Consider the following 26,629-nt stretch of genomic DNA (forward strand, 5'->3'; position numbering starts at 1 on the left):
AATAAATAATTTTAGTCGAAAATAATTGACATTTGAAACTAACTTTCTAATAGTCAGCGATATTCTTTTATCTATTATTCTAAACCTAATTTATCATGACAGCACCACAATCCATCTTCCTGTGGGAAGGAAAAGTACAACTTGGAGATGAACCCGGTATATATGGCGATGCAGCTTATTCCGGCCTTTCTCTCAAATTCCCTGTAACAATAGCGAATATCAATACAGCTGCTCCAGTAGATGATGTGATCACTTTAAACATATACACGAACGCGGTCAATATATTCGGAGGGTATCCGGGACATAAGATTTCCGTTTTTGGGTATTCCGAAAATCCGAAAGGTTCGTATCATTGGAAGGAAACGCTTTTGGCGACCGTGCAAATGAAGGATGGTGCTACGATGACCAGCATTGACGTTCAAATTACTGCATTTCAGCAAAACAGTATTTATATCTCTTTGCAGATTGATATTGATACAACCGTTCAACCAGGCCTTTACGATGATTTCATTGTTTCAAAGCTGGACTATGCTACTGCGAAAAGTGCGGTCTATGCAAAATTTGGTTTTCAATAATAGGCAGCATTTTTAGGGCAATCGATATGAAATATTTATTACAGTTACATAAAGTAATAGCTGTTGCATTAATGATGCTGCTTTTTGCCGGAAAAATCAGCGCGCAACAAAAAAATAAAGTTCTGGAAAATTCGTCCGCTCTGCCAACTGTCTGGCAGCTTAAATTAATTGATTACCTTAATTTGATGGACCGGCCGAAACCAGTTATTACCGGTGGCTGTGTAAGCCTGACGGAAGCAGCTTTATCGGCCAATCTGCTCTTAATGGCGCTGCAAGTGTCCGGTGGTCATGCGACAGGGTCCTCCAAAATAACTATTGACTCGTTAATAGCGCTCGCTGCAGAAAAAAGGGATTCTCTTTCCATGCTTGCTGATACGGATAATAATATCTTTCAGCAGTTTATCGAAGTTGGACACCTTCCGCACCAGAGTCCGGCGCAACAGCGGTTTAAAGATTCCTCCATGCACGCGCTCCTTTTAAAAGCCACGAATTCACCAATTAATTCCGCAAAGCAGGTATTATCAGTTTTCGAGCTTTTCCGGCCTGCGGAAAAAGTTACTGCACAAGTTGTTTTTAGTGATGTCAAATCTGCTGAGAACTTACTTAATGGTTGCTTTCAGGCGCTGGTCATCCTGGCGAAGGACGATATCGGACAACTGCCTTCCAGGGAACGCGCAGCTTTCCAAATGGAAGTTGACCATATGACGGCTAAAGAAAAAACAATTTTCGCTGCCTTGAATCCATAACACAAATCCTAATCCTATGAAAAGATACTTTTTTTATGGTTTGCTAATTATATCGGGTCTGTTTTACAATGGGAACGCATTTGCACAACCAAAAAAAAGGCCCGTGGATATCTTGATCAAGAATACAACACTTGTCGACGTCGTTAATAAACAGATTTTAAAACACAAAACAATAGCCATCGAAAAGGGCAAGATCATCGCTATTACAGACGGTTCTTTAGCCTACGCATCAAAGAAAGTAATTGATGGTTCCCGGATGATAACCTTGCCAGGATTTGTCGATACCCATACTCACCTATGGCAGCACGTCTGTAAATCCTGCTATCCGAAAGAGAGTTTGCAGGTTTGGATCAAGGTCTATGATGATATTCACTACCTCACACCGGCACAGTTATATAAAGTGGTGCTTGCCGCTTCAGGAGAAGCATTGTTATCAGGCATTACCACCGTTTCTGACTATGCCTCCCTCTCTTTCAATGATTACGCATTTGAAGTAAATGTCAAAGCAATGAGGGATGCAGGATTAAACGGCGCAATAGTCTATAATAATCCCTCGGTCTTTGTACCCGACAGCATAAAATTAAAAGAGATACCCGTCTTACGGGAAAAATATAAAAAGCAATTCGATATTTGGATGGGTTATGGACCGCTTTCTTTTTACCATATCCCCCAGGTATATTCCGGCATCGTGATAGGCAATCAGCTAAATATGAATTTCAGTGAACATACGATGGAAAACAATCAGGAACAAAAGGATTTTTACGATACAGCCAAGCAATATTATGCTCGCTTTGGCTTATCAATTAATTCTCAGGATAAGGCATTTCTAAAGGCTTTAACAAGCCTTGGCCGTCCCTCAAATGTTGACGCATACCAGGCCATGGTCAACCTAAAAAGGCAGATATTGGTTAGTGACTCCTTATTGATCAGTAAGAAAGACACAATTTACAAGCCCCTCAACGCTTTTGAGAAAAAAAGCATGGAAAACCTTTTTGCCACCCGCCTGATATCACCTTTGATTTTATTGGATTATCTAAAAGGATTGAATAACTTTTTGTCTATACATAGCGTCTGGCTACAAAATGAAGATATTGACATCCTAAAAAAATATAACGCAGCTATTTCCCATAACCCGGAGTCCAATTTATATCTCTCGTCGGGGATTGCTCCTGTAGACGATTATCTAAGAAATGGTATCAACGTCAGCCTTGGAACGGATGGGGCCGCCAGCAATGACGGCATTGACATGTTTTCAGCGATGAGAGAAATGTGGAACGTTTACAAAATAAAGTTGTCAAACGTCCAGATGTCCAAAAATATAACCGATTGGGATATTTTACAAAGTGCCACCATCAATGGCGCAAAAGCTTTAAAAATTGACAAAAAGACCGGTTCCGTAGACGTTGGAAAAAATGCGAACATTACCATGATTTCAGCCAACGAACTTGGCTTATCTCCAATTCGTCTTAAAACCTTGATCTCTCTGCTGATCTACAGTGCAAATACAAGAAATGTGAAAACGGTTATAGCAAATGGTAAGCTGGAAGTAGAAGACGGCAAGCTCAAAAACCTCAATGAGAACACCCTGGCCACAGATCTTACAGAAATTGCAAATGCAGCGGATTTAGCACATGATAAAGGAAAGATATGGTCGGAAAATATTTCTTTGACCGCTCAAAACCTGGCAACTTATTTATATAGGTACAGATCCATCCGCAAACCTGACAGCGTTAAAATCTCAGTGAGTAATTCGCTCACTCATCCGGTGAAATTATCAATTATAGCATCGGGGGCCGTTTTCGGGGGAGGAACGCCTACAGTAGTGGATAGCGTTGTCGCGGCAAGGTTTCCGGACAGATATACAAAGACAGCCTTTAAAGATGAGTTCTTATTAATGCCGGGAGATTCAATTACTGTGATCAAGGAATCAAGTTTTACGCCAAAAGGGGTCAAAACATTTTCATACAAGATCATCAGTTCCGCCGCTAAGATCGAGCGGCTTACGGGAAGTGGTCAGCTCTTAATTCTCGCGGAAAATAGATATAAGAAATTTAATGATGACCATAAGAAGTGAATATAGAAAACTAAAATAATTATCTACAAAATGCGGTCACCGGGATGTGAGACCCGTCAAAATCGTTGAATTATGCTCGCCGTAAAGGCGGGCGGACAAGATTTAGGTGAATTGACCGATATGTACAAACAGGTTACACTTTTAAATGCTCCCTGAAGTCAGGGCGTAAAGCGCCGGTTTTTCAAAATGCTGCATCTCCGTCAACCGTTTTTTCTTTTCCAGTAAATAGTCATCAATGATGTTTAGGACTTTCCCCTGAGTTTGATCTTTTCCTCTAAAAATAATCAGATTTAATAAAAATTATTAAAACACTTGTTTTATTAAAAAATAAATAAATACATTTATATCAAATAACTTTTAATCAGTAACTTAAGTAGACTTATTTTACTTATTTTAAGTTAATTTGTGAGTATTCGCCACGCTTTATTCTCTAAACCTACTTTTTATATTTCTTATAAAATTAAAATCACAAAATCATGGAAAATCTCGGAAAAATTGACGCTAAAGAAATCTCAAAGATTGCATCTTCATTGATGCCTCCATTCACAAGATTAGGCAAACATACGGAGTATGATTGGGTTAAACTTCCCTGGAAAGGCATTTATAATAAGGTCCTTTTTATGGATAGGGTAACCGGAGCCACAATAGAGCTTGCTAAAGTTGAAAAAGGTGCAACGTTTCCCGAACATTACCATCCTTCTGTTCAGACACTTTTTTTAGTGGAAGGACGCCTGCGTTCAAATGATACTATTATAACTCCCGGAACTTTTAATGTCATTCCAACGGGTCAGCTCCATGGCCCATTTTTCGCGGAAAAAACATCTATCCAATATAAATATTTCTCGTCCGTTCCCGTATACTTTTTGAAGGACGGAAGTACCTTTATTTATAAGGAGGATGGAACCCAAATCAACGCCGGAAAGCTTGATATGAAAGACGCTTTGACTTTGGACAATCTCATCAGAGTTTAATCAAAGGTTCGTAGCAGTTCAGAGGCATATATTAATTTTTATGAGCCCAAATTTTGACGGACATCGAAGCTTTTTCAACAATTACTGCCAGAACCTAGATGTTTTAATCGCAAATTATTGTGGGATAGCGAAGAATTTCACCGTATAATGAAGAAACGACCCGCGTGTGAGTTTTCTGCTTTTTTGATTCCATAATCATATTATACACCGTTTAAATATGAAAAAAAAACTAACCTTAATTTTCGGCGGAGTATTTCTTGTACTTCTGTCCTCGTTTATAACCGGCAAAATTGTTTCTTTTGACCAGGCAGATGAGCAGTCTGTACTGGGTATGCTATACCAGCAGCGTGCTGCAGAATATAAAGCTCTATGTTTTCAGGCTTATAATCTTGCCAAGGAAAGGATCGCAGCAGCCAGAACCGCCAAAGGCGCACACAAGCCGCTTGCTATTATTACTGATCTTGATGAAACGGCTATAGACAACAGCGCTTGTAACTCCCGCTTATATATGCATGATTCAACCGTGACTATCAATTCCACAGTGAATACGCTGAAGGACTGGTGGCTGCACAAAACTGCAAAAGCCGTTCCCGGAGCGGTCGATTTTTTTCAATATGCCTACAAAAATAAGATAGACATCTATTATATCTCTAACAGAACGGCTACACCGGATATCATCAATGCGACCAGGGAAAACATGCACGCGCTGGGTTTCCCTTATACATCTGCGTCGGATAATGATCATTTCCTTTTTTGCAGTCCGGACAGCTCCAAATTAAATTCGAAGGAATACCGAAGGAACCTGGTAGAACAAAAGAATTCTGTGATATTATTCCTCGGCGATAATCTTGCGGACTTCGATAAGAGGTTCGACTATAAGAATATCGAGGACCGAAACCAAATGGCCCAGAACTTGAAAAGCAAATTCGGAAAGTCATATATTGTTTTTCCAAACGCTGTTTATGGTGATTGGGAGAGTGTTTTTTATAATGAATATAAAAAAGCTCATCCTGGACAACCTTTGCCAATAGGATTAAAAGAATCGATTAGGAGAGGTTTTCTGATCACCAAATAGGTTCGGTTTGTGAACCAGGTCCATGCAATAGAGGTTGTCAAGCATGGATGTGGGAAATTCATATGTGAATATTTAAACGAATAGACCATGGGTTTCGCAGATTATTAAAAACGTTATTTAAGTCAAGTTTTCAAATCATAATAATGAGCAGTGTAATGTCCAAAAGCAACGTGGTCTTTGTTCTTAATGGTGAAAGAGTCGAAGTGACTAACGTTCATCCTAAAGATCTCCTAATAGATTATTTGAGGTCCCCGGAAATTAATCTTACAGGAACCAAGCTCAGTTGCGGTGAAGGAGGCTGTGGCGCATGCACCGTGTTATGGTCGCATTACGATTTCGAATTTGATCGCATTATTGACGTACCGGTCAATTCATGTTTGCGTCCGCTTTGTTCACTTGACGGAACAGCTGTATCAACGATAGAATATCTTTCGCCGATACCTGCCTGCGCTTCCATTGAAACTAATATGGTTAAAAAATGCGGCTCCCAGTGTGGATATTGTTCTCCGGGATTCGTAACAACAATGTTTGGACTGCTCAGAAAAGACCCCTCGCCTGATAGCCAGGCGGTCGAAGATCAGTTTGCAGGAAATATTTGCAGATGTACGGGATATATCTCGATTCTAAATGCCATGCACGAGACCGCTGAAGCTGCAGATCCTGTGAAGGGCACTGGGATCGGAACAGCCGAGCTTAACCTCAATAAAGACCACTTCCATGCCCCTGTCAGACTTGAAATTTCAAAGGATCAGGACAAATGGTTTCGGCCCTTAAGTGTAAAAGAGGTGTTTCAATTACTGAAAGTAAACCAGCCTGTACTTGGGAAAGTTAAGATCGTTCAGGGAAATACATCAATAGGCATTTATAAATCGGATGTTGAGGACCCCAAGGTATTCATTGATGTTTCCGCACTTCCGGAATGGAAGAAAATTACCCTTAAACATGATGGTCTCCATCTTTCAGGAGGAGTTACCATCAATGAACTGCTCGAATATCTTAACCGTCTGCTGGAGAATAGTTTGCCAAATTATAACGGGTTTAGTGCTTTGGCAAAGCACATTAAAGGTATTGCCGGCGTACAGGTGCGGTCTGCGGCTTCAGTTGCCGGCAGCCTGATGATGGTGAAAAATCATGAAGGATCAACGAAACCATTCCCGGGAGACTTATTTACGGTATTCCTGATGCTCGGTGCAAAGATCGAATACATCACATCGGACTTGAAGAAGCAAAGCGTTCTTGTTAATGAATTTCCTTTACTAACGGAACTTTCAGACGGGTTTTTGATAACCGGCATCCTTATTCCTTATTCAGATCCGGCTGAGATCGTTTATACCTATCGTGTAGCCCGAAGAACCCAAAACTCACATCCTATTGTAAACGCGGCATTTCGGTGTAAAGTGAAAGAAGATAAAACTATAAAATCACTGAAAATCGTTTATGGCGGTATAGCTACTGTCGCAAAGGAATTTGAAAAAGTAGAAGGAGCAGTCCTTTCAGACAGCAGCCTTGTATGGGATAAAGATATGTTAGCCAAAGTTCTTCCAGCTTTGGAAGATGAGGCGGACGAATATATGGCTGATATTGATGATATTGGCATCAGCACGCTCTACAAGCGGAAGCTTGTCACCAACCTGTTCTACAAATTTTTTGTTTTTGTAACTGAGCAATTAAAGATGGATCCCCCATGTGAGAACTTGTCCGCACTAGATAAAGCCCGTCCTATCGCTGCCGGTTCTCATCAGCCATTTCCTTCAGCATTTTTTCAAGGTGTGGTTGTACAGCCTACGTCGGCTTTTGCGTCTTTTTTGCAACCTGCAAGCATGAAAATCGCAAATGCGCCAATCCTGGATCACCTGACCCTCTCCGGTGTACCATCTGCACAGGTAATCAATATACAGGCTAAAACCACACCAATAGGTAAGGACAGTCCTTTCAAAATAGATTCTAAACCCCAGCTGAACGGTCAGGCAAAATATACGCATGATCTTTCCGTCTCAGCCGACACTCTTAGCAGTTTCTATGTTTACAGCACTAATCGAAATGCTGAGTTTATCTATAAGGATGGGCTTAATGTGCTGAAGACTTTACTTAAAAATGAATTCCCTGATGTGCATTATATCACCAAGGATGATATCCCACATCCTGATCCTGACAACGATCAGTTCGATCCGAACTACCCCGGATATTATGATCCGATTTTTGCTGACGGGGTGGTAACATGTTTTGGTCAGCCCATTGGCATCGTAGTGAGTGCGGATCTACGTACCGCTAAAGCGGCGGCGGAATTTATTCAAACGCAGATTGAATACGGCAAGGAACCGATCAAGACCATAGCCAGTATGCAAAGTGCTAGGGACAACAATTCCCAGTTGATACAGAAACCCGGTAAATTCGATCAGGGGATGGCAACTATATTCAGGCATGTAGTCACAGACAGCCCGTCGGCAAAAGAGGAGATACTGGACTGGCTGAATGCTCCTAAATCACTTTCTGAAGGAGTCTTCGTCAACGGCCGTCAGCAGACCGGAGCGCAATACCATTTTTACATGGAACCGCAAGGCGCTTTGGCGATCCCAAGAGAAGACGGTCAGCTGGAGGTATATGCATCAACGCAAAATCAGGCAAGCTGCCAAAAAAGAATATCACTGGCGTTAAACAAACCCTTGCATGATGTCAAGGTTGGGACAACTCGTCTCGGCGGCGGATTCGGCGGCAAGGAGCTCAGGCAGGTCTATGTTGCTGTAGCTGCCTCTGTCGCTGCGAATAAGTTGAATAAGCCAGTGCGACTGCTACTCAACCGCAATGTTGATATGAGAATGCAAGGGCTGCGCCACCCGTTTGATGGAACTTATTCTGTCGTAGCCCACGATGACGGTAAAATAACAAGAATGAGAGTTGATTACGAGGCTGACGGAGGTATATCCTTTGACTGTTCCTATCCGGTGATGGACCTGGCTCTGCTCTGCGCAGAGAACGCCTATTTTATTCCAGTGTTTAAAACGACGGGAAAAGTTTACCGAACAAATTTCCAGTCCAGAACAGCTTTCCGTTCTTTCGGTTTGGTTCAATCTATGCTGATAACCGAGACCGCCGTGGAGCATATGGCTTTTATATTAAAAATCCGCCCTGAAGTTGTCAGGGAGAAGAATTTTTATGAGGACGGACTTGTCGACAGATTACCGCAAGTCACACCTTACGGATCAAAGCTGGTATACAACCGGATTAACCAGGTTTGGAATAATTTCAAGAAAACTATAAATTTTGATGATAGGGTTAAATTGGTAGACACTTTTAATCAAAAAAATAAGTGGAAGAAAAGAGGGATATCCATGGTACCCCTTAAATATGGTATATCCTATACGTACCGGCCAATGAATCAGGGTTCCGCTTATATCATGGTTTATAATCTTGACGGATCTGCGCTGCTCCATCATGGCGGCGTTGAAATGGGCCAAGGCATCAACACTAAAATGGCGCAGATTGCGGCGATTGAACTTGGGATAGATATTGAAATGATCCGCATCGGCGGTACAAATACTTCAATAATCCCAAATGTAAGTTCGACAGGTGCATCCACAGGCTCAGATCTCAATGGTGGAGCAGTTAAAAAAGCTTGCAGGATACTAAAGCAGAATATGCTTGACTTTATAAAGGATTCCGACAGCGATTTCGGAAAGTCAAGTAATCGCAAATACCCGGATGTAACTGATGATCAGATCCTATTTATGCGCAAGATAAACAGCGAAAACTGGTCCGCTAACTGGAAAAAACTGGTGGGAATAATGAACACTGCGCGCCAGGATCTTTCGGCTCAATATTCATTCGGAAGTCCCAATCTCGGTAAGGTCAAATCAACCCCTGACGGCAACAACCAGATCGATAATCCGGATTCGCAGGTGTTTTATTATTACAACAACTGTGTTGCAGCCTCTGAAGTCGAAGTTGATGTTTTGACCGGAAAGTTCGAGATCATACAATCGGACATTGTGTTTGATGCAGGCAATAGTTTGAATGATTACATAGATTTAGGCCAGATCGAAGGCGGTTTTATACAGGGAGTCGGCTGTCTTACGACGGAAGAAATGCTTTACGCAGAAGATGGAAGAATAATCTCAGACGGCACTTGGGAATACAAACCGCCATGCAGTAAAACCATCCCTCAACAGTTCAATGTTTATTTATTGAAATATTACGGAACAGATAACCGTATGGATCCGTTGCAGGACACCTACGGGATAAATTCATCCAAATCAACAGGTGAGCCTCCACTTGTACTGGCGAATACGGTGTTCTTTGCTATTAGGCATGCTATTGCCGAAGCAAGGAAAGACCAGCGTATTACTGACTGGTTTGAATTGAGTGCGCCGGCAACGGTGGAGAAAATACAGAATGCCTGCGGTTACAATGCAGAAAATATTTTAAAATAAGTAATGACAAGTTTGAAGATTTAAAGCCCGGACTTTATTTTTTCATGTTGGTAATGAACAAAATAAGTCCAAACCGAATCATGAAAACCCGGCTAAAGAAAAGTTTGTTGAATTTTAATTTTATTGGAAATATGTAATTAGATATTTCTATATCAGAAAAACCTTTACAAAAATCAAATGAGCTCGCCTCTTTTTCAAAGTGTTATCGATTTTCCACTAAGTATTTTTCATCAAACCTTATCTCAATATTAAAATGCGTGAGATAAGTAAGATATCTTCACTAGAAGATCAAGATCGAAGTTGATACCGAACCACCATTGGGGTTCGAAACAGAGGAAAAACTATTGACCCATCCGTTTTCGTTCTACGTAAAGACCTTCACGCTGCCAAGTTTGTTTGCCGGGAAAATGCATGCGCTGCTTTTTCGCAAATGGAAAAACCGCGTTAAGGGCCGGGATTGGTACGATCTGGAATGGTATATCAAAAAGGGTATCCCGCTCGATCTTGATCATTTTCTATTGCGCGCACAGGACACCGGCGACTGGAAGAATGAAAATATCACAGCTGAACAATTTCTGGAGCTTTTAACGCAGAAGATCAGCAATGTCGATTTTAACAGTATAAAAGATGATGTCGTTCGGTTTATCCCTGATGATGCGGTGTTGAAGATCTGGGGACGTGAATATTTCCAGGACCTCACTGGAATGTTAAAGTTTCAGGACAAGGCACAGTCCGAGTGAGCTGATAAATAGATGATCCGGATCTTAAAAAGTTTGGTTAAATGCTTTACCTATTATAAATTCTTTTTGGTTTGATATTATAGACAAGCGGTCGATACTTATCGTGCAATTAATATCCAACTGGCTATATTTGCTTAACTAATAAAAGCCTGATCAATGTCTGGAACTAAACATATTGTTGATGAAGTAGAATTGCGTTCTTGCGAGGCGCTGGGATATGTGATATATGCACCGGGCGTTAAATTGGCGTTGACCGACTTTATAAAATCCCATTTTCCAGGCTTGGAACTTTTAAAATTTCTTAAAGAAATTGACGATATGCTAAAACCAATGTCGACGAAGAAATTAACAAAAGTAGTTAGCTATAATGAGACTGATCCGTTTGAGTTAGTGATACAGTATTTTTCAGAAGATAGCGATGATATAAACAATGGCCTTGCCCTTTCCAGGACGTTGATTGAGGATGTCTCTGGTAAGATCGCCGTGCATGATTTTTTCCGAATTCCTAAAGCTTTCCGCAAAGGAGGTCACGGGAGAGCGATACTCAATTACGGTTTGCAACAATATCTTAATATTGGCGTTGATCTTATAAAAGTTCATGCGGCTCTTGCAGATGGTGGTTTTGTTTGGGCGAGAGCACATTTTGTTGCAGTTGATAAAAAAGAAGTTTCATTCATACTGGCATCAGCTAAATTGACTTTGCAGAAGGATGTGTTCGGTAAAGTGAAGCAGATATTTGATAATTATTACTCTGTCGAGCCCCAGGGCAAAGCTTTTCCGATAAATAAGTGGAGCCATATCCCGGAAATGGAATCGATCTTAAGGAGTAGTCATTGGCATGGTGAAATTGATTTGAATAATCCGGAACTTTTAACTAAATTTACTAATTATGTTACTGGACAGAAATAAATATACAGAATCAGGATATATCGGGGAAACATTGATTGGTGACGCTGCTCAGCAATTGGAACAACGATGCATGGCTGTCCGTCAAAGTGTCAAAGACCACGACTTTTCATATGAAGAAGCCTTAGAAGCGTATCAGGTTAGCGATGCGGATTATAAAGCTTTTCTTGGAGAAGATATCAATCGTAATATTTTCATCAGCTTTTCAGGTACAACCACGCCAATAAAAAAGATGGACTACTTCGCGATCTATGAGACAATGCTATTGAGCTATTTTCCTCATCCCTCTAAACGTGTTAAAGATCTTTTCAAAGAATTATCCAAAGAGGTCTCATCACAAGCTTAAGTTAAATCAAACTTTATTTATATCCGATAGCAGATAAACAAAAAATTTAAGCCCCGCTTAAAAGAGGGGCTTTCTATTAGGTGGATTTTCAAAAGTATTAATGCGCATAATGAAAGAAATTTTCATTTGTACAGAATATTCGATTTTAGAGATGACCCTAAAATGTTTCAGTTGTCAGGTCGATATGATGCTTTTTGTAAAACGGAACCGGTAGCCTATAAGGGTCAATTTTAACAGCAAATAATGCTCTTTTCCAGAGCACTATTGTAAAGTAAGTTGAATTGCTACAATATATCCAGATCGCGGCGGGCTACCGAATCGGACAAAACTTGATTGCTTGCATGTTGTTTCATGCGCATTAGATCAATGGCGTATGTTGTCGCCAAAAATCTATTAAGATCTATCTAATTGAAAATACTAAAACAGGAAAGTAAATCCCCTGCCTTTTGATGGCTTTTTCATTTCCTCGAATTTTTCAATTTCCTGAGTAAGTAAAAACGCATATTCTCCAGCCATGAACTCCCTAAATATTTCGATATTTTCTTTTTGACGGGTATCAATTAACGCCTGAATATAGGCCGCTTTATTCTCACTCCGTACGATTGCTAAAGGTAGATCATAATAGGCTTGAATATAATTCATTAATAGTCGTGATGTCCTGCCATTTCCATCATAATACGGATGTATGCTGACAAGGCTGAAATGCGCGTCGAAGGAAAGATTTAATTGCTCCGCTATAGACAAAGGAGAATTTATTGCTTCATTTAGTTTTTTTATCAAATCCGTAGTCAAGCGTTCTACTTTGTCAAAATTGGGGAAATAGGAAACACCCGCAGTAACATTTCCTTTCCTAAATGCACCAGTTCGAGAATCCACAGTACCTAACATAGTATTATATACCTTGCCGGTGTTTCTCATAACCAAAGCGTTGATCTCTTGTAAAAGAGCTATGCTTAAAGTTCTCTTTGCTTTTGCATTTTCAATCGTGAAAAGTAAGGCTGCATGGTGGTCAGTTACCATTAAGCTTTCTTCTAACGGTTTCCCGTTGGGCGTTCGGCCCTCATTAATCAGAACCTGTGTTTCCACCTCGGTTAATGTTGACCCCTCGATTCGCGTGGAGTGATGATCAATAGCAATCAGGTTAAATCGATCATGGTCAATCACTTCGCTTATTTGAAGGTCATTATACTTTTTTATGAGGTTAACTAATTCCATTGCTTTATAATGCGAAAATAGTTATAAATTATTGTTTGTCAACGTAACTCTTTAAAGGCCTGGATGGATGGGGCATCGGGCAATCCCACTTTTTTAATGTTTCCATTGCCTTAGCTACCTTCTTAACTACAAAGGGATCATTTGCATGAGTTTTAACCTGATCGCTTAAAATTGCGGAGCCAAATCCTTTTTCAGTTGAAGTTTGTTTTGTGATAGTAGCCATGAGTCCTCCCGTCAAATATCTTAAATCAAATATAACCATAAAAAGATGCTATAGTGTTTGCCAATGTCGCCAGAACAATGTCTCTATCCCTATTATTACTGATAATCTCGTCATCTATCTTACCCGTAACCGGATGGGCCTCACCAATAGCTAAATTGTATATCGATGGATCAGTATCGGGTATCTTGGTAAAGACAACCAGTTTCCGAATACGCCCTTTGGGCCCTTCACTAAAAAATTCATAGGCCTGATAGTTATTAGTGTAGTAATTATAGCGCTCCCAATTCATCGTAAATCACAACTAACTTTTAGAAAAAATGTCAATATAACACCTTTGTTTTTCCTATAAATAGTATATTTGATTAGTCGGCAGGGCGTGTTACCTATGTAACTACCTTAAACGACGAAAACTTTGTAATTCATTGTTTTTCAACGATATACAAGATTAGGTTCGAGCCCAGGTGGGCGCACCCAAGTGGGCAAGGACGAAAATTCGTCACTTGCCCATTCTTTTTTACTTTCTAATTCACTGGAAATCAGGTAAATAATTTCAGCAACTTCATTAACCCGAGCGGTTCGATCTTTTAGATTTTCTAACGTGAATTTTTCGGGGTACATCGAACCAATGAGTTCGCGGCTTAGTTTCATATTCTCTAAACTATACAGACCGCAAAGCGAAGTCAGTGCCTTTATAGCCCTGTCCAGGTCATGCTCAATACTAATGTTACTTTTAGAAAAGTCGCCTAATTTGGCTTCTAAAGCGTTTATTTTAGTTTCACACTCTAATTTGATTTCCCTGTACTCCACGCCGTCCAAATCGCCTTTGAGCAATAATTCACGCGCCTTCTTCTGTTTATTACTCAATTCTTCAATTTTTTCAAGCAACTCTTTTCTGCCATCGCCTTTAATTGCAAAATCGGCCTCATAAACGTCGAGAATGATCTTTTTACAAATTTCAGCTATACCGGGCTTAGGAGCATAACGTTGCAATTCATCAAAAAATAGCTGGTTTACTTCTTCAGCCTTATAACGACAACCACATTTTGAACAGCAATGATAGTAGTAATAATATTGTTTCCGGCCTTTTGAAGCACTCCCTGTAAGTACTCTCGTGCATTTAGAGCACAATAAAAAGCCCCTTAACGGCAATTCATCCTTAGACATGATCTTTGTACCTTGCTGCCGCTTGCGTCCGTCCATCGCCTCCTGTACGTCATAAAAAAGACTCTCGGAAATCAAAGGCTCATGCAAACCGGGAACAATGTGACTTTCCTCATCTTTGTATTTAGGTACAGTGATCTTTCCGCAGTAAACAGGATTGCGCATAGCCACTAAAAAATTGTTCTTTCCACATCTTAAGCCATTTTCGCGGGCAACTTTCCAGATCTGTTCGGTAGAGAACTGACCGGTAGCGATTTTCTCAAAGCTGAATTTTAAGATAGAAGCTTCCGGCTCTTTAGGAACAATCCGCTTCTTTCCGTTTTCCGTGACAGCGTTCTTATAGCCAATCGGTGCGGATGCCATCCAGCGGCCTTCCTTTCTGGCCCGGCGCATCCCGTGCAATACATTTAGCGCCCGCCTGTCATTTTCCACTTCAGGTGTAGAAAGATAGATAGCCAGCATGAGTTTATTTTCAGGGATGGATAAATCTAAAGGCTGCTCTATGGCCTGCGGCTCAATACCCAATGTTTTTAAAGTGCTGATCATTTGATAAGCATCACCGGCATTCCGGCTGAACCTATCCCATTTGGTAAATAAAACAAGGTCGGAGAACCGTCCTTTGGTTTTACGCAGGTCGGCTAACAGCGTAGTCCAGGCAGGGCGATTGAATGTTTTAGCGGAATGATCCTCCAAAATCACTTTCCTGATCTGAATATGGTGAAACTCACAATATCTCCTTAAAACCTCTTCCTGGCTACGTTGGGAATAACCCTTGTCGGCCTGCTCGTCGGTACTCACCCTGATGTATAAATCCGCTATTTTCATCGCTTAAATACTTGATCTAATGCCAATTTAGCGAATTTATACAGGAAATCCAACATTAATTTAGCCTGATCTACAGTGATCTCCGTACCGTGTTTTTTCAGTATTTCGACTGCTTTTTCAGGAGTTATTGATCTTTTATCCGGCAACATATCTGATCTCCTTTGCTTAAAAGCAAAGCTGTTCAATGCGCCGGAATGATAGGCTAAGTCTAATTGACTTCCGGGAGTTTTATCATAAATAGCTATGAAACAAATAATTAAAGAGATTTTTTTTATAAGGCAGGCCAATGCAAAATTGATGGTGTTGCATCAAAAGCTTTAAGATTCTGACAATCAAAAGCATAGCGAATATATTTCAGAGCAAAAGAAGACCTCTACCCCTTATGTATTATGATGGGCAATTACGGCGAAGCTCAGAAAAGTTACGAAACAGACTCGCCAATAAAATCCACCATTTTCATGGCTGTTTCGAGTTACTGGAAACCTTCAAAAAAACGACAAGGCCAAGCCTTAAACCTCATCTTTTAAACCGTCAATTTTATAACAAATCACAGGTTCTGAAAAGCCGCCGGTAAGGCGCATTTTTAAACGCGACAGCGTTCAGCAAAGATGTACGTTTGTCCACAAACAAATCTTTGCTGCCTGCCGCAGGGGCTTGCCGGGGTTCGGAACTCACCCCTATAAAGTGCCTGAAAATGTTTGTTTAATCAGCCGAAAAAAGCAGTAAAATAATCAATGGTAATCTCATGCGTTTGTAAGGAGAAAATACCGCAGGTTTGGTAAATTGGGCTAAGGGCTGAATGACTAAAAGCAAGCCGATGTTGGAACCAACACCGGCATTGAATTGAACAAAGATATATTAAAGGGAAAACACTCTTTTTTAAACGGGGATTCTTCAGTTCAGCCTTGCTTAACGTAGTAGGTCACGCGTTTTTCTACTGTCCTGGCCTCCAGTCGGGGCCGGTCGCCGGAAACATACTTTTGCAATACCTCCTGTAGTAATCGGGGCGGGTATCGCCTTTGCATTTTTCCGCGGCTACACTGGTAAATATCCCAGGCTTCCATTCCTTTGGTGAAACTTCCGCCGGTAATTAACCTGCTGATCAATTCCTTAATTTTAACTTGAATGGCTTCCTTGTCCTTTAGCTGACAGGCAAATTCAGGCCTGTCTTCCATGATTTTGTAAAGTAGTTCGCTTTGATCTACTGCACCGAGCCGGTAAATGCTGTAATAATTTCTAAATGAATCCTGGTCATGATCCGTGAGGATTTCAATCTTTTGTTGTGATACAGGGTAGCCCGGTGCTAATGCCAAAAGCTCACAATCAAAAATTATTGCAAGGCGGTTCAGATCGGTTAAATAAACTAAGGCATCGGTATCAAAACGCTCAATCCTGCCGACCTGATCCGGAGGGTAACCGAGTAGAAAAGATAACTCTTCCTGCGTATAGCCAGCCGCGATACGTTTCATTTGCAGCCTGTAGATCATGTCCACATAAAATGTTATCGTGCTATGCTTTTCTTGCATCACGGCTTAAGCTTTGAAGAGGAGATAGATAAAGATAATAATGTTCAGCGTCGTTTTTAAAATCTTGAGAGCATTCCTAATTTGTTTGGAGACATTATTTTTCGAAGTGTTCAATTGCGCTGCGATTTCACTATAGCTCAACTGCTCCTTCCTGCTTAACTCGAATATCACCTTCATTTTAGGGGTTAGCTTTGCGATTTTTTTGTCAATATGGGACTGTAATTGTTTTTCACGGATTTGGTAATCCGCTGTGGGGCTATGATTGCTCTTGATAAAGGCCTGTAATGAATCAAGATATTTCCTTTCTACCTTTTCATGGGAGAAAAATTCAAATATCCTGTTTCTCATAGCCCTGTATAAATACCCGTCAAGATTTCCACCTGGAATATTGTAAATATCTCGTTTATGCCAGATGGAAGTAAACAAGTCCTGAATGATGTCTTTGGCCAGTTCTTCGTTCTGTAGCTTTTTGTAAGCATGCACATAAAGCGTTTTAGCGTACCGCCGGTAGATTTCTGTATAAGCGGCATGATCGGAGGCTTTCAGCAGTTCGGTCAGTTCAGCATCGGAAAGGGTTTGATAATCTTTTCGTGTCATGGCTTCTTTCAGTTAAAAGATTGAAGGATCAGTGGGTAGTTGATATTCTGTGGCCCTGCCAGACCAAAAAGTTTCAATGGCGGGAACAGGAAAGCTAAAAGATGAGGAGTTAAGCGTCATTACCGGCCTCCTTTCTTGTAGAACGGTGATATTTATATAATGCGGAGATTAATTGCGGCAGTTCTCTTTTGAAACATTCTACCTGTTCGGGCGTAAGATCGGCAATCTGTTTACCATGGCCTGCAAGTCCGAAAAAAAACCACCTGTTGAGTTCGTCTTTAACCTGCTCAAACTGAACATTGCTAAAAAACTCGTCTACGGCTGCCTCCTCCGGGGAGAAGCCGGCTGGTTTAAAGGGGCTGGCATTAATGTTAGGGACGAATGGCTGTTCCTTTTGAGTGAGATTTTTAGCAGGATTAGAAACAAGATGAGAGGAATTGGATTCCTGTTTAGCAAGCTTAGATATAGGCTTTATGAGGGGTAACAAATTAACCGCAAAATCATCTCTTTTCTTTACGAGAAAGATTCCCCTTATTAAATTAATGAATGTGGTTTTGGCTTGTCTCATTTCTCTGTAATTAGGCTTTTGGAGCAATATTAAACAGAGAACTCATATGTGTAACAATGATGGGTATCCCTCTGCGCGTTCATGAAGCCTGTAGGAGGGCTGAGCGTACGCACAAGAGGGGCCCATCATTATCAATGTTGTACAAAGATAATAAATGGGCACTTATCTCCTGTAACTTGCACGCTTAGAAAAGTTCCTACATTTTTCATGAGCAAGTACTGGTATCCAAATGCCTGGATAATTCGTTATGTTTTTTTAGTTTACTCGATACTCTACAAATTAAGTTTGATTACGTAAAGATAAACAGTAGGGTACATAAAAACAAATATTTCGTTAATAATGTCGTACACTATATAATTCATTTTGCTGAATGACGCAGCAAAATGATAATAGTAGATCTTTAAATGTTGGACAAAACCTTACTCTGATGCTTGAACAAGCAGGGCTTACAATAGTTGGATTCTCTCACGGTGCTAATATTTCGTTAAATCACGCAAGAACTATAAAAAATGGCAAGGCTTCAATAAGCAGTAAGACAGCTGGAAAAATTGCCGACTTTTTCTGCATAGAAGCAGGGTTGCTATTTCTTCCAAAAGCGATTAAAATAAAAGACCCTCTGAATATCCCAACTATTCAGAAATTTTATGATGAAAATATACAGAATGACAAGTTCTTCACTGTTAAGGCCAAAGAAAATAGTGTTACTGCTATTTTAAAAGAAAAGATTATTTATGAAAGCTTGATGGACGATTGGACGAGGTCTAAAGAAATTGTTACATATGTTAATGAAACCAAGAAATACAAAAAATACAATAATATATTCAATATTAGAAGTGTGTCCAAGGCCCTCGGCAGAATTTATGCAGAATCGAATTTATTGGAAAGAGCTGATTTGAGAGAAAATGGAAAAGTATTTATTTATAAAAGAAAACAATAAAACTCTCTATCTCGCCTGATAATGGGAATCGCCGAGACTGTAAAATGAACTGTGTCAGTTAAAAATTTGGATAGAATTTTTAACTTAGACATAGTAGAATGAACAAAAACAACAATTTCGATTTTGAAAGTTTCAAACGAGAGGCGATCAAGGGGATGTACGCTGGTAAACCCCTTAACGGAGAAAAGGGCATCTTTGCGCCTTTACTGAAACATTTTTTAGAAGCAGCGCTTGAGGGCGAGCTAGAAACCCATCTACAGGAAGAAAAAGCCGCAGGCTTATCCAATCGCCTTAATGGTAAAATCACGAAACGAGTTAAGAGCCTTTCGGGCGAATTTGATCTGCAAAGCAACCGGGACCGGTCTGGCAGCTTTGAACCTGTAGTGTTACCAAAGCGACAAGTGATTATAACCGAAGAACTGGAAGAGAAGGTAATCGGCTTGTATGGGCTTGGCCTGAGCACACGGGATATTTCCAAACATATCATGGAAATATATCAAATGGATATCTCTGCAACTACCTTATCCTCTATTACAGACAAAGTTATCCCAGCCATGAACGAATGGCGGCAGCGGCCACTGGAATCGGTTTATGCATTTGTATACCTGGACTGTATGCACTATAAAGTACGTGAAGGCAACGGCGTAATTACCAGGGCTGTTTACAATATTCTTGGTGTTTCCCTTCGTGGGCAAAAGGATCTGTTAGGCATGTATTTATCAGAAAGCGAAGGCGCTAAGTTCTGGCTATCGGTTTTGACCGATCTAAAGAACCGTGGTTTGCAGGATATGCTAATTGCATGCATAGATGGTTTAAAAGGCTTTCCCGAGGCCATAGCAGCCATCTTTCCAAAAACGGAGATACAGACCTGCGTTGTTCATCAGATCCGTAATAGCTTGCGCTATATTGCCGAGAAAGACAAGAAGAAATTCATGGCTGATCTTAAGCCGGTTTACCAAGCCATTAATAAAGAACAGGGCTACGAAAATCTGATTTCCCTGGATGAAAAATGGGCTAAAAAGTATCCGGTTCCGGTCGGGTCGTGGTACAATAACTGGGAAAACCTGTCAACTTTTTTTAAGTATGATGCACACATTCGCAGAGTGATCTACACAACTAACGCGGTTGAGGGCTTTCACCGCCAGGTACGCAAAGTAACTAAAACAAAGGGCGCATTCACATCAGATACAGCCTTGTTAAAGCTGGTATATCTGGTAGTCCAGAATATCTCTGAGAAATGGACAATGCCGATGCACAACTGGAGTTTGACTTTATCTCAACTCTACATTATGTTTGGCGATAGGATAGCTGGTCACCTAAATAACGGATAGATGTTGAAATGTGGGAAACTGAAGGAGTTTCCCACATTTCAACATCTTAAACAATAACAAGTTTATTTTTAGTTGACACAGTTTAGTTTACACTCCCTTGAAAGAAGGAGCCCGTTAGTTTCAGAAGATGCGACCACCCGTTATTTATCCTTCATTGAACAATTCCCTGGCCTTGTCAATCGTATTCCTCTTTCTCATATCGCCTCTTACCTCGGGATCACCCAACAGTCATTAAGTAGGATAAGAAAAAATATCCGTTGAAATTGCTTTTTACCAAATGGTAAATGGTTCCAATTTTTAGATACCAACCTTTGCATCATTATCTTAAATAACAAAAAAAATGAGCAAAAAAGTTGTTTTAATTACAGGAACAAATAGCGGTTTCGGATGGCTTGCCGCCAGGTCCGTTGCGGCTTTGGGGCATAAAGTTTATGCTACCATGAGAGATACCGAAGGTAAAAATGCTGACAAAGCAAAAGCCCTGGCACAGATAGAAAATGTTACTGTTTTGGATGTGTCATTAACTGATGAAACAAGTGTAAAAAAAGCTATTGATGCGATCATTGCAAAAGAAGGAACGATTGACGTTTTGGTCAACAATGCAGGGGCCGCGATGTTCGGTGTAGCCGAAAGTTCTACTACTGAAGATGTCCAGCGGATGTTTAATATCAATGTCTTCGCCCCGTGGAGATTGGTAAAATTAGTATTGCCATTTATGCGCAAACAATCAGAAGGCCTGATTATTAACGTTTCAAGCGGATATGGCAGATTTTCCGCACCTTTTTCTGTGGTATACAGTGCTTCAAAGTTTGCTTTAGAAGGTTTAAGCGAAGGCTTGCATTATGAATTAAGACCTTTAGGCGTGGATGTATCCATCATTCAACCAGGCGCTTTCCCTACAGAAATGTCCCAAAAGATGCAGGTTGGTTCGGATGCATCAGTTGCTGGCGAATATCAAGCAATCGCTGATGTTCCCAATAAAATGTTCGCAGCCATTGGACAAATGTTTGAAACTGCAAAGCCAGATCCTCAGGAAGTTGCGGATGCGATAGTAAACCTGATCAATTTGCCAAAAGGTCAAAGGCCATTAAGGACTGTTGTTGATTCTTCAACAGGAGATATCACTAAAAGGGCCAATGATGCCGTTAAAGTTGAATTCGAAAAAGTATTGACGGCATTCGGGATGGAAGACCTGTTGGTGTAAAAGATTATCATCAAAGCTGGAGTATAATTAATAACCTTATCGACAACGCCAATCTCACCTATTAGGTGGATGGGCGTTTTGGGTTATACGACGACGGTTGCGAAATATATAGTCAGTGCACCTCCATGAATTCGATTAGTGGAAGTGCAGAATTTTCAAACTGAAATGACCTAAGTAGTTTCCTATTGATGCGGTTAGAAAATAAATTCTTCCAACGCCTTGTTGAACTCCTCCGGTCTTTCCATCATAGGCACATGCCCGCATTCCGTCAGCATAATTAAAGTGGAGTATGGCAGGTTGTCCTTAAATTGCCAGGCAACACCCGGGGGCGTAATCTGATCATCATTTCCCCATATCAGCAATACTGGCGTTTTTATTTCTGGAAGGATCATGAGCACATTATCCTTTTTCGTTGATTTGGCAGCTTTAATGATCGAAAAACATTTAGCCAGATTCGTGGTGGTCGCCATAACTTCAGCGACCAGTTCAACCGTAGCCACGGCGGGATCATAAAATGTTGCGGCAACTCTCTCCCTGATATAATTAAAATTGCTTCGTTTAAGAAAACTTCCGAATTGCGTATTCTCATAAAGACCGGAACTGCCGGTCAGGATCAACTTTGTGACTTTTGAAGGATATCGATGAGCATACCGGATGGCAATATGTCCGCCCAGGGAATTTCCCACCAATATGATATTTTCAAGTTTAGCATCGGTAATTACCGAACCCAAGAAGTCAACCAGATATTCGACGGTATCGACCTCATATTTTTCATATAAGGGCAATTCGGGAACATGAATATCAAAGCGGTGTTCAAAATGCTTAATTAGAGCTGTCCAGTTACTTAATCCGCCAAAAAGTCCGTGGAGCAAAATCATGCTGTGCTTCATCTTTTTTACTCCAAAGGTACCGGCTGCGTGCAACCCGATTTGTGATCACAGTCACAAAATCGTTTAGGCTATTTGGATACGGATAATCTTGCCCGGCTCAATGCTTCCCGGCTTATATATAGATACTTAGCGATATTGGTCAGCGTCACTTTTTGTATAATCAAGGGACGGCGCTCCAGCAAATAACGATATCTGCATAGCGGGCTTTTTAGAGACAGAATATGCTGATGTTCAGATTGCTGCTCTGAAATCTCACGGTACAAATCAAGGTTGACATGCAGCAGGTTTAAATGAAGGTCATAAAGAGGCTGTAATTTTTTGATATTAATTTTTAGAATCACGGCATCCTCCAGCGCCGTAATACTTACCGCAGATGGTGCCTTCTTATTATAACTTTCACAATTTGCGAGGAAATCATTCAGTAAACCAAACCTAATGATCTTCTCATTACCTTCCCCGTCCTGAATAGAAAATTTAAAAGTTCCTGAAATGACAAAGGCGCAATACCGGGCAACCTTACCGTGTTTCAGAAATGAATCACCCTTTCTGATATTTTTAACGGTAGCGAGGTGATCGAGTAAAGTCCATTCGGCTTCAGTTACTTTCGGGTATTTCTTTTTGAGTCGCTCGTACCAGTCAGATAATTCGTGTTTCATTCAATTTATTTGGTTAATTAGCCTGTTTATCAGATTTTTGCGAAAACGGAACCTAAATTCATGTGCCTTTCAAATATAATAAGAGAAACGGTCTTAAAAATTAACTCAAATTAATTTTTAAGACCTAAGTGCATATTCCGGAAGCCTTGATCAGTTCATTCCGTAGGCTTTAGACCACACGTTGTGTTTGTGATGACAGAATCTAATTTGATGTTCAAGAGATTAATTTGGTCAAAGTGTTCGGGAGCTAATTGATCGTAATTTCAGAATCAGGTGATCAACGGGTCCTGAATATCTAATTTTAATATCGAACTGGATAAACCAATAGCACTGACCCCTCTTCGCCAATTTGCTTTCTTTTCTTAAAAGCTCGAAATTAAGCACCAAAAGTGGTCATTTTGAAATTGGTCGAATGGGGTCAATCAGGTGTGGTTTATCCACTCTTACAGCGTTGCAGAGTCAATTATTGCAAAATTCATAAATTATTGAAGAAATTTATTTGAGGCCAATATGGCGTATAATGTTCTTAAACGTCTTTTCCAACAGCTGGCACCAAAATAATACTACCCGTAGTTTTACGTCCTTCCAGATCAGCATGTGCCTGGTTAGCATTGGACAAAGGATATATGAGTGGCTTTTCTAATTGGAATACTCCGTTTCGCACTAAGGAGAATATCTCGGGTAATGCCTTTCCTGACTTATCCTGGTAAGCCGGATAATTATTTAATACAGCCTGTACAAAGTGTATTTTTCTTTGCTCAATAAACCCAGTATTAATTTTTGGCATACCGGATGCCCAGCCGTACAGCACCGCACTTCCACCTGGTTTAAGCAACTCAAGCGACTTTTGAAATGTAGCAACGCCGATACTATCGTAAAATACATCGATACCCTTATCATCGGTAATTTGCCTTACCCTTTCATCAAAGTTCTCCGCCGATAGATCGACAACGTGCTCAAAACCTCGCTTTAAGGCAAGATCTTTTTTAGCTGCGCTGCCTACAGTGCCAATTACGGTAGCGCCAATAGATCTGGCCCATTCACTTAATAAAGTTCCAACACCGCCGGTCATAGCATGGATCAGCACAACTTCCCCAGCCTTCAATTCATGACTTTGTTTCAATAACATGTGTGCAGTCATGCCTTTTATCATGATTGACGCCGCCTGTTCAAATGATATGTCGTCCGGAAGTTTAAAAATTTCTTTAGCATGGAGGATTTTTTTTTCGGCGTAAGCCCCATTTGAGCCGTAGTAAGCCACCCGGTCGCCGACAGCAAATTCTTTGACGCCGTTGCCAATTTGTTCAACGATTCCTGCCGCTTCTAATCCTATCAGCGCCGGATACGCAGGCATCGGGAAAGTACCATTACGAAAGAAGACATCCAGAAAATTTACACCAATTGCTTTTTGGCCGATCAATACTTCTCCTTCTCCAGGTTGCTCAATTTCAGTTTGTTCATATCTGAGTACTTCGGGTTTTCCTGGTTGTTCAATGCGGACAATGCCGCTTGTTATTGTGTTCATCTGATTTTATTTATTGATGCAAAGCTACGATGATCGGCTTCCCTTTGGGTATTACTTTCCCAAAGGGAAGTGGTATCCTTCGGGGAAGTATTGTATTTTTGTAATATGGGAACAAAGTTGGTTGACGGAAGTATATCGGTAGATTGCTGGGAGCGATTAAGAGCGATCAACGATACAAAGGATATATTAAGCGGCAAATGGAAAGTTATGATCATCGCCTGTTTAGCTTCATTCGGAAAGAAGCGGTATATGGAACTACAGCGGTTATTAGCCGGGATCGGCACCAAAATGCTTTCCAAAGAATTGCAGGAATTAGAGATAAACGGTTTAATAACCCGCACTGTAATGAACACCAAACCCATTACGGTTGAGTACGAGTTGACCCGCTACGGCCATAGTTTAAAACCCATCATTGACGAAATGGCTTTGTGGGGGAAGAGCCATAGGGGGAAAATAATTGATGAAATAGCTAAAAAAGAATAATTGCGCACGAACTTTTCAAGACAAAGACAAATATTTCGCCTTTGGAGTTCCCGGATTTCTAAAAATAGAATATTTTGAAAATAGAGACATCCGGGAAGTAGTCTTAGTTAAGTTAAGACGCAATGGGATTAAGATAAAGTGCAATTAAAAAAAAACTATTTTTTATTATACCATTGGATGAATTCAAGAACATTATGATCAGGATCAGAAAAATAAACCCAGGTTTCTTCGTTTTCAATCTCCAATGGACCTCTAAGTATCGGAATCTCCATTGCTTCCAGATCACGCACAGCTACCTCCAAGTCCTCAACTTCGACGCATAAATGCGGACAGAATGGTTTTTTCAGTATAGGTAATGTATAATCATTAGTCAAATCTTGGATTAATTCAATACGGACATTGCCAGCGGAGATAAAAGCGTATTCCTCTTGTTCCTCTTGATTTATAGCTCTGTTATTTAAAGTAAAGCCTAACTTTTCTGTATAGAATGCAATTGCTCTGTCCATATTTTGAACTTGTAAGGCGGCATGATCAAACTTCATCATAATCTTATTTAAGTATTTAATTTAGAACTCCAAATATCCTTCTTAATGGCAAAGAACGTGTTTAACTATTTTAAGATTATAGGTTAAAATTATTTAATATTGAACTGACCTCTCCTGATCATACTTAAAAACACAGGAGTGATTCCGAGATAAGAGGCAATGTGCTTTTGGGCTAAGCGACTTTCTATCTTGGGATATTTAGCCACTATTGCATGATACCGCTCTGCTCCATTCATTGAAATAGCATTCAAAACCCTTTCACTCTGCGATAAATTGAAATTTTGATTTAGCAATCGCCAGAATCTATCGAAGATCGGATAATCAAGATAAAGTTGATCTAAGGCCTCTTTTTCTATTTGCATTACGATTGTTGGTTCGTGTGCAATAATATTTATTTCGGAGGGCAGTAATTGAAGAAAACTTTTAGAGTCAGAAATCCACCAGTCTTCGAAAGCAAAATCGAGGGTATGTTCAGTCCCAAGGTCATCAACAAAAAACGAACGTAAAAAACCTTTAATTACAAAAAATTCATATTTACAAATGTCCCCTTGCTGCAATAGATATTGCCTTGGTAAAATTTTTCTTAAGGTAAAAAGTGAGGTAAAATGTATTTGTTCATCCGTTGACAGATTGATTCTTTTCAATACATGATTTATCAACAAAGTATCAGCATGTGTTTTTTCCAAAGCAAGCAAGATATATAAATGTATTGCCAATAGTATGAATATTAGTCGACTTTTCTGTCTCCGGCAGTTACTATCACTATTCCCTCAAAATTTGATAATTAGGTTGGCTCAAAAATATTTGACTTATATCTACTTTATAGGTTAATCTGAATAAACATTACGTAAATATGTTTAAACAAAGACCAACTTGTCACCTTTGGAATTTAGACGGTCATTCAACTAACCATCCAGGCACTACATTAATGCTCAACAATAAGACAGTATGACGCCGCCAGCCGTTATTTTTCATCACGCTATCATCTCCAAAATCAGCATTTTGACCGTAGATAATCCCATTATGACTACCACTAACTTTGTTTTGGATACCTTTTTGCGCTATTTACAGCTCAATTTTGAT

At 40.2% G+C, this 26,629-nt stretch carries 26 protein-coding genes and 1 pseudogene; 14 read left to right on the plus strand and 13 right to left on the minus strand.

Annotated elements, in window-relative coordinates; translation table 11 throughout:
- Nucleotides 1–95 precede the first annotated feature (95 nt).
- The 9 genes from MUCPA_RS03035 (at nucleotide 96) to MUCPA_RS03075 (ending at nucleotide 11,860) form a co-directional block, all read left to right on the plus strand.
- The gene (locus MUCPA_RS03035; RefSeq protein WP_008504365.1) at nucleotides 96–575 is read left to right on the plus strand and encodes a hypothetical protein; all 480 of its coding nucleotides are present in this window, start codon (nucleotides 96–98) and stop codon (nucleotides 573–575) included.
- Nucleotides 576–601: 26 nt separating this feature from the next.
- A complete protein-coding gene (locus MUCPA_RS03040) occupies nucleotides 602–1,321 on the plus strand; it encodes a cyclodeaminase/cyclohydrolase family protein (RefSeq protein ID WP_008504366.1) in 720 nt (239 codons plus the stop codon).
- A 16-nt stretch (nucleotides 1,322–1,337) separates the two neighbouring features.
- Nucleotides 1,338–3,395 carry an amidohydrolase family protein gene (locus MUCPA_RS35620; protein ID WP_008504367.1) on the plus strand — a complete coding sequence of 686 codons (2,058 nt, stop codon included), beginning with the start codon at nucleotides 1,338–1,340 and terminating at the stop codon, nucleotides 3,393–3,395.
- 476 nt (nucleotides 3,396–3,871) lie between these two features.
- Nucleotides 3,872–4,366, plus strand: a complete 495-nt coding sequence (locus MUCPA_RS03050) for a cupin domain-containing protein (RefSeq protein ID WP_008504368.1) — start codon at nucleotides 3,872–3,874, stop codon at nucleotides 4,364–4,366.
- Between the two features lie 217 nt (nucleotides 4,367–4,583).
- Complete coding sequence (locus tag MUCPA_RS03055) at nucleotides 4,584–5,441, plus strand: 5'-nucleotidase, lipoprotein e(P4) family (RefSeq protein ID WP_008504369.1); 858 nt, start codon at nucleotides 4,584–4,586, stop codon at nucleotides 5,439–5,441.
- Between the two features lie 155 nt (nucleotides 5,442–5,596).
- Nucleotides 5,597–9,868: a molybdopterin cofactor-binding domain-containing protein gene (locus MUCPA_RS03060; protein WP_008504370.1), complete on the plus strand. Its 4,272-nt coding sequence runs from the start codon at nucleotides 5,597–5,599 to the stop codon at nucleotides 9,866–9,868.
- A gap of 293 nt (nucleotides 9,869–10,161) precedes the next feature.
- Nucleotides 10,162–10,608: a nucleotidyl transferase AbiEii/AbiGii toxin family protein gene (locus tag MUCPA_RS35625; RefSeq protein ID WP_262493016.1), complete on the plus strand. Its 447-nt coding sequence runs from the start codon at nucleotides 10,162–10,164 to the stop codon at nucleotides 10,606–10,608.
- A gap of 156 nt (nucleotides 10,609–10,764) precedes the next feature.
- Nucleotides 10,765–11,517, plus strand: a complete 753-nt coding sequence (locus MUCPA_RS03070) for a hypothetical protein (RefSeq protein WP_008504371.1) — start codon at nucleotides 10,765–10,767, stop codon at nucleotides 11,515–11,517.
- On the plus strand, nucleotides 11,498–11,860 hold the full coding sequence (locus MUCPA_RS03075; protein WP_008504372.1) for a hypothetical protein: 363 nt from the start codon (nucleotides 11,498–11,500) through the stop codon (nucleotides 11,858–11,860). The genes MUCPA_RS03070 and MUCPA_RS03075 overlap by 20 nt, the downstream gene beginning before the upstream one ends.
- A gap of 417 nt (nucleotides 11,861–12,277) precedes the next feature.
- On the opposite strand, the gene MUCPA_RS03080 is transcribed toward MUCPA_RS03075, so the two are convergent.
- The 8 genes from MUCPA_RS03080 to MUCPA_RS03115 form a co-directional block, all read right to left on the minus strand.
- Nucleotides 12,278–13,075 (minus strand): Fic family protein, encoded by a 798-nt coding sequence (locus MUCPA_RS03080; RefSeq protein ID WP_008504373.1) that lies wholly within the window; start codon nucleotides 13,073–13,075, stop codon nucleotides 12,278–12,280.
- A gap of 28 nt (nucleotides 13,076–13,103) precedes the next feature.
- Nucleotides 13,104–13,337 carry a hypothetical protein gene (locus tag MUCPA_RS03085; protein WP_233276836.1) on the minus strand — a complete coding sequence of 78 codons (234 nt, stop codon included), beginning with the start codon at nucleotides 13,335–13,337 and terminating at the stop codon, nucleotides 13,104–13,106.
- Nucleotides 13,324–13,587 carry a DUF6934 family protein gene (locus MUCPA_RS03090; protein WP_008504377.1) on the minus strand — a complete coding sequence of 88 codons (264 nt, stop codon included), beginning with the start codon at nucleotides 13,585–13,587 and terminating at the stop codon, nucleotides 13,324–13,326. The genes MUCPA_RS03085 and MUCPA_RS03090 overlap by 14 nt, the downstream gene beginning before the upstream one ends.
- 140 nt (nucleotides 13,588–13,727) lie before the next feature.
- Complete coding sequence (locus MUCPA_RS03095) at nucleotides 13,728–15,284, minus strand: recombinase family protein (protein ID WP_008504379.1); 1,557 nt, start codon at nucleotides 15,282–15,284, stop codon at nucleotides 13,728–13,730.
- Entirely contained in the window at nucleotides 15,281–15,571 is a 291-nt protein-coding gene (locus MUCPA_RS38110; RefSeq protein ID WP_040625683.1) for a hypothetical protein, read from the minus strand. Before MUCPA_RS38110 ends, MUCPA_RS03095 begins: the two co-directional genes overlap by 4 nt.
- A gap of 612 nt (nucleotides 15,572–16,183) precedes the next feature.
- Nucleotides 16,184–16,810 (minus strand): helix-turn-helix domain-containing protein, encoded by a 627-nt coding sequence (locus tag MUCPA_RS03105; RefSeq protein ID WP_008504385.1) that lies wholly within the window; start codon nucleotides 16,808–16,810, stop codon nucleotides 16,184–16,186.
- A 6-nt stretch (nucleotides 16,811–16,816) separates the two neighbouring features.
- A complete protein-coding gene (locus MUCPA_RS03110; protein ID WP_008504386.1) occupies nucleotides 16,817–17,407 on the minus strand; it encodes an RNA polymerase sigma factor in 591 nt (196 codons plus the stop codon).
- Nucleotides 17,408–17,516: 109 nt separating this feature from the next.
- Complete coding sequence (locus tag MUCPA_RS03115; RefSeq protein ID WP_008504387.1) at nucleotides 17,517–17,975, minus strand: hypothetical protein; 459 nt, start codon at nucleotides 17,973–17,975, stop codon at nucleotides 17,517–17,519.
- Between the two features lie 427 nt (nucleotides 17,976–18,402).
- Between MUCPA_RS03115 and MUCPA_RS03120 the strand changes: the two genes are divergently transcribed.
- From MUCPA_RS03120 to MUCPA_RS03130, 4 genes and pseudogenes are all read left to right on the plus strand, one after another.
- The gene (locus MUCPA_RS03120) at nucleotides 18,403–18,912 is read left to right on the plus strand and encodes a hypothetical protein (protein ID WP_157543799.1); all 510 of its coding nucleotides are present in this window, start codon (nucleotides 18,403–18,405) and stop codon (nucleotides 18,910–18,912) included.
- Nucleotides 18,913–19,010: 98 nt separating this feature from the next.
- Nucleotides 19,011–20,243 (plus strand): IS256 family transposase, encoded by a 1,233-nt coding sequence (locus MUCPA_RS03125; RefSeq protein WP_008504193.1) that lies wholly within the window; start codon nucleotides 19,011–19,013, stop codon nucleotides 20,241–20,243.
- Nucleotides 20,244–20,339: 96 nt separating this feature from the next.
- A pseudogene (locus tag MUCPA_RS38770) lies at nucleotides 20,340–20,504 on the plus strand (Crp/Fnr family transcriptional regulator); the annotation flags it as partial.
- A 79-nt stretch (nucleotides 20,505–20,583) separates the two neighbouring features.
- The gene (locus tag MUCPA_RS03130) at nucleotides 20,584–21,447 is read left to right on the plus strand and encodes an SDR family oxidoreductase (RefSeq protein WP_008504389.1); all 864 of its coding nucleotides are present in this window, start codon (nucleotides 20,584–20,586) and stop codon (nucleotides 21,445–21,447) included.
- A gap of 194 nt (nucleotides 21,448–21,641) precedes the next feature.
- Here MUCPA_RS03130 and MUCPA_RS03135 read toward each other — a convergent pair whose 3' ends face one another.
- The 3 genes from MUCPA_RS03135 to MUCPA_RS03145 form a co-directional block, all read right to left on the minus strand.
- Nucleotides 21,642–22,337, minus strand: coding sequence for an alpha/beta fold hydrolase (locus tag MUCPA_RS03135; protein WP_063747546.1), 696 nt, complete (start codon nucleotides 22,335–22,337; stop codon nucleotides 21,642–21,644).
- A gap of 68 nt (nucleotides 22,338–22,405) precedes the next feature.
- Nucleotides 22,406–22,993, minus strand: a complete 588-nt coding sequence (locus MUCPA_RS03140; RefSeq protein ID WP_008504391.1) for a Crp/Fnr family transcriptional regulator — start codon at nucleotides 22,991–22,993, stop codon at nucleotides 22,406–22,408.
- Between the two features lie 526 nt (nucleotides 22,994–23,519).
- Nucleotides 23,520–24,518, minus strand: coding sequence for a quinone oxidoreductase family protein (locus tag MUCPA_RS03145; protein ID WP_008504392.1), 999 nt, complete (start codon nucleotides 24,516–24,518; stop codon nucleotides 23,520–23,522).
- Between the two features lie 105 nt (nucleotides 24,519–24,623).
- Between MUCPA_RS03145 and MUCPA_RS03150 the strand changes: the two genes are divergently transcribed.
- On the plus strand, nucleotides 24,624–25,001 hold the full coding sequence (locus MUCPA_RS03150; protein ID WP_008504393.1) for a winged helix-turn-helix transcriptional regulator: 378 nt from the start codon (nucleotides 24,624–24,626) through the stop codon (nucleotides 24,999–25,001).
- Nucleotides 25,002–25,156: 155 nt separating this feature from the next.
- Here the strand turns inward: MUCPA_RS03150 and MUCPA_RS03155 are convergent, their stop codons facing one another.
- Nucleotides 25,157–25,546: a VOC family protein gene (locus MUCPA_RS03155; RefSeq protein WP_008504394.1), complete on the minus strand. Its 390-nt coding sequence runs from the start codon at nucleotides 25,544–25,546 to the stop codon at nucleotides 25,157–25,159.
- A gap of 89 nt (nucleotides 25,547–25,635) precedes the next feature.
- Nucleotides 25,636–26,262, minus strand: coding sequence for a Crp/Fnr family transcriptional regulator (locus MUCPA_RS03160; RefSeq protein WP_233276837.1), 627 nt, complete (start codon nucleotides 26,260–26,262; stop codon nucleotides 25,636–25,638).
- Nucleotides 26,263–26,629 lie beyond the last annotated feature (367 nt).

This window comes from Mucilaginibacter paludis DSM 18603 (assembly GCF_000166195.2).
GTDB lineage: Bacteria > Bacteroidota > Bacteroidia > Sphingobacteriales > Sphingobacteriaceae > Mucilaginibacter > Mucilaginibacter paludis.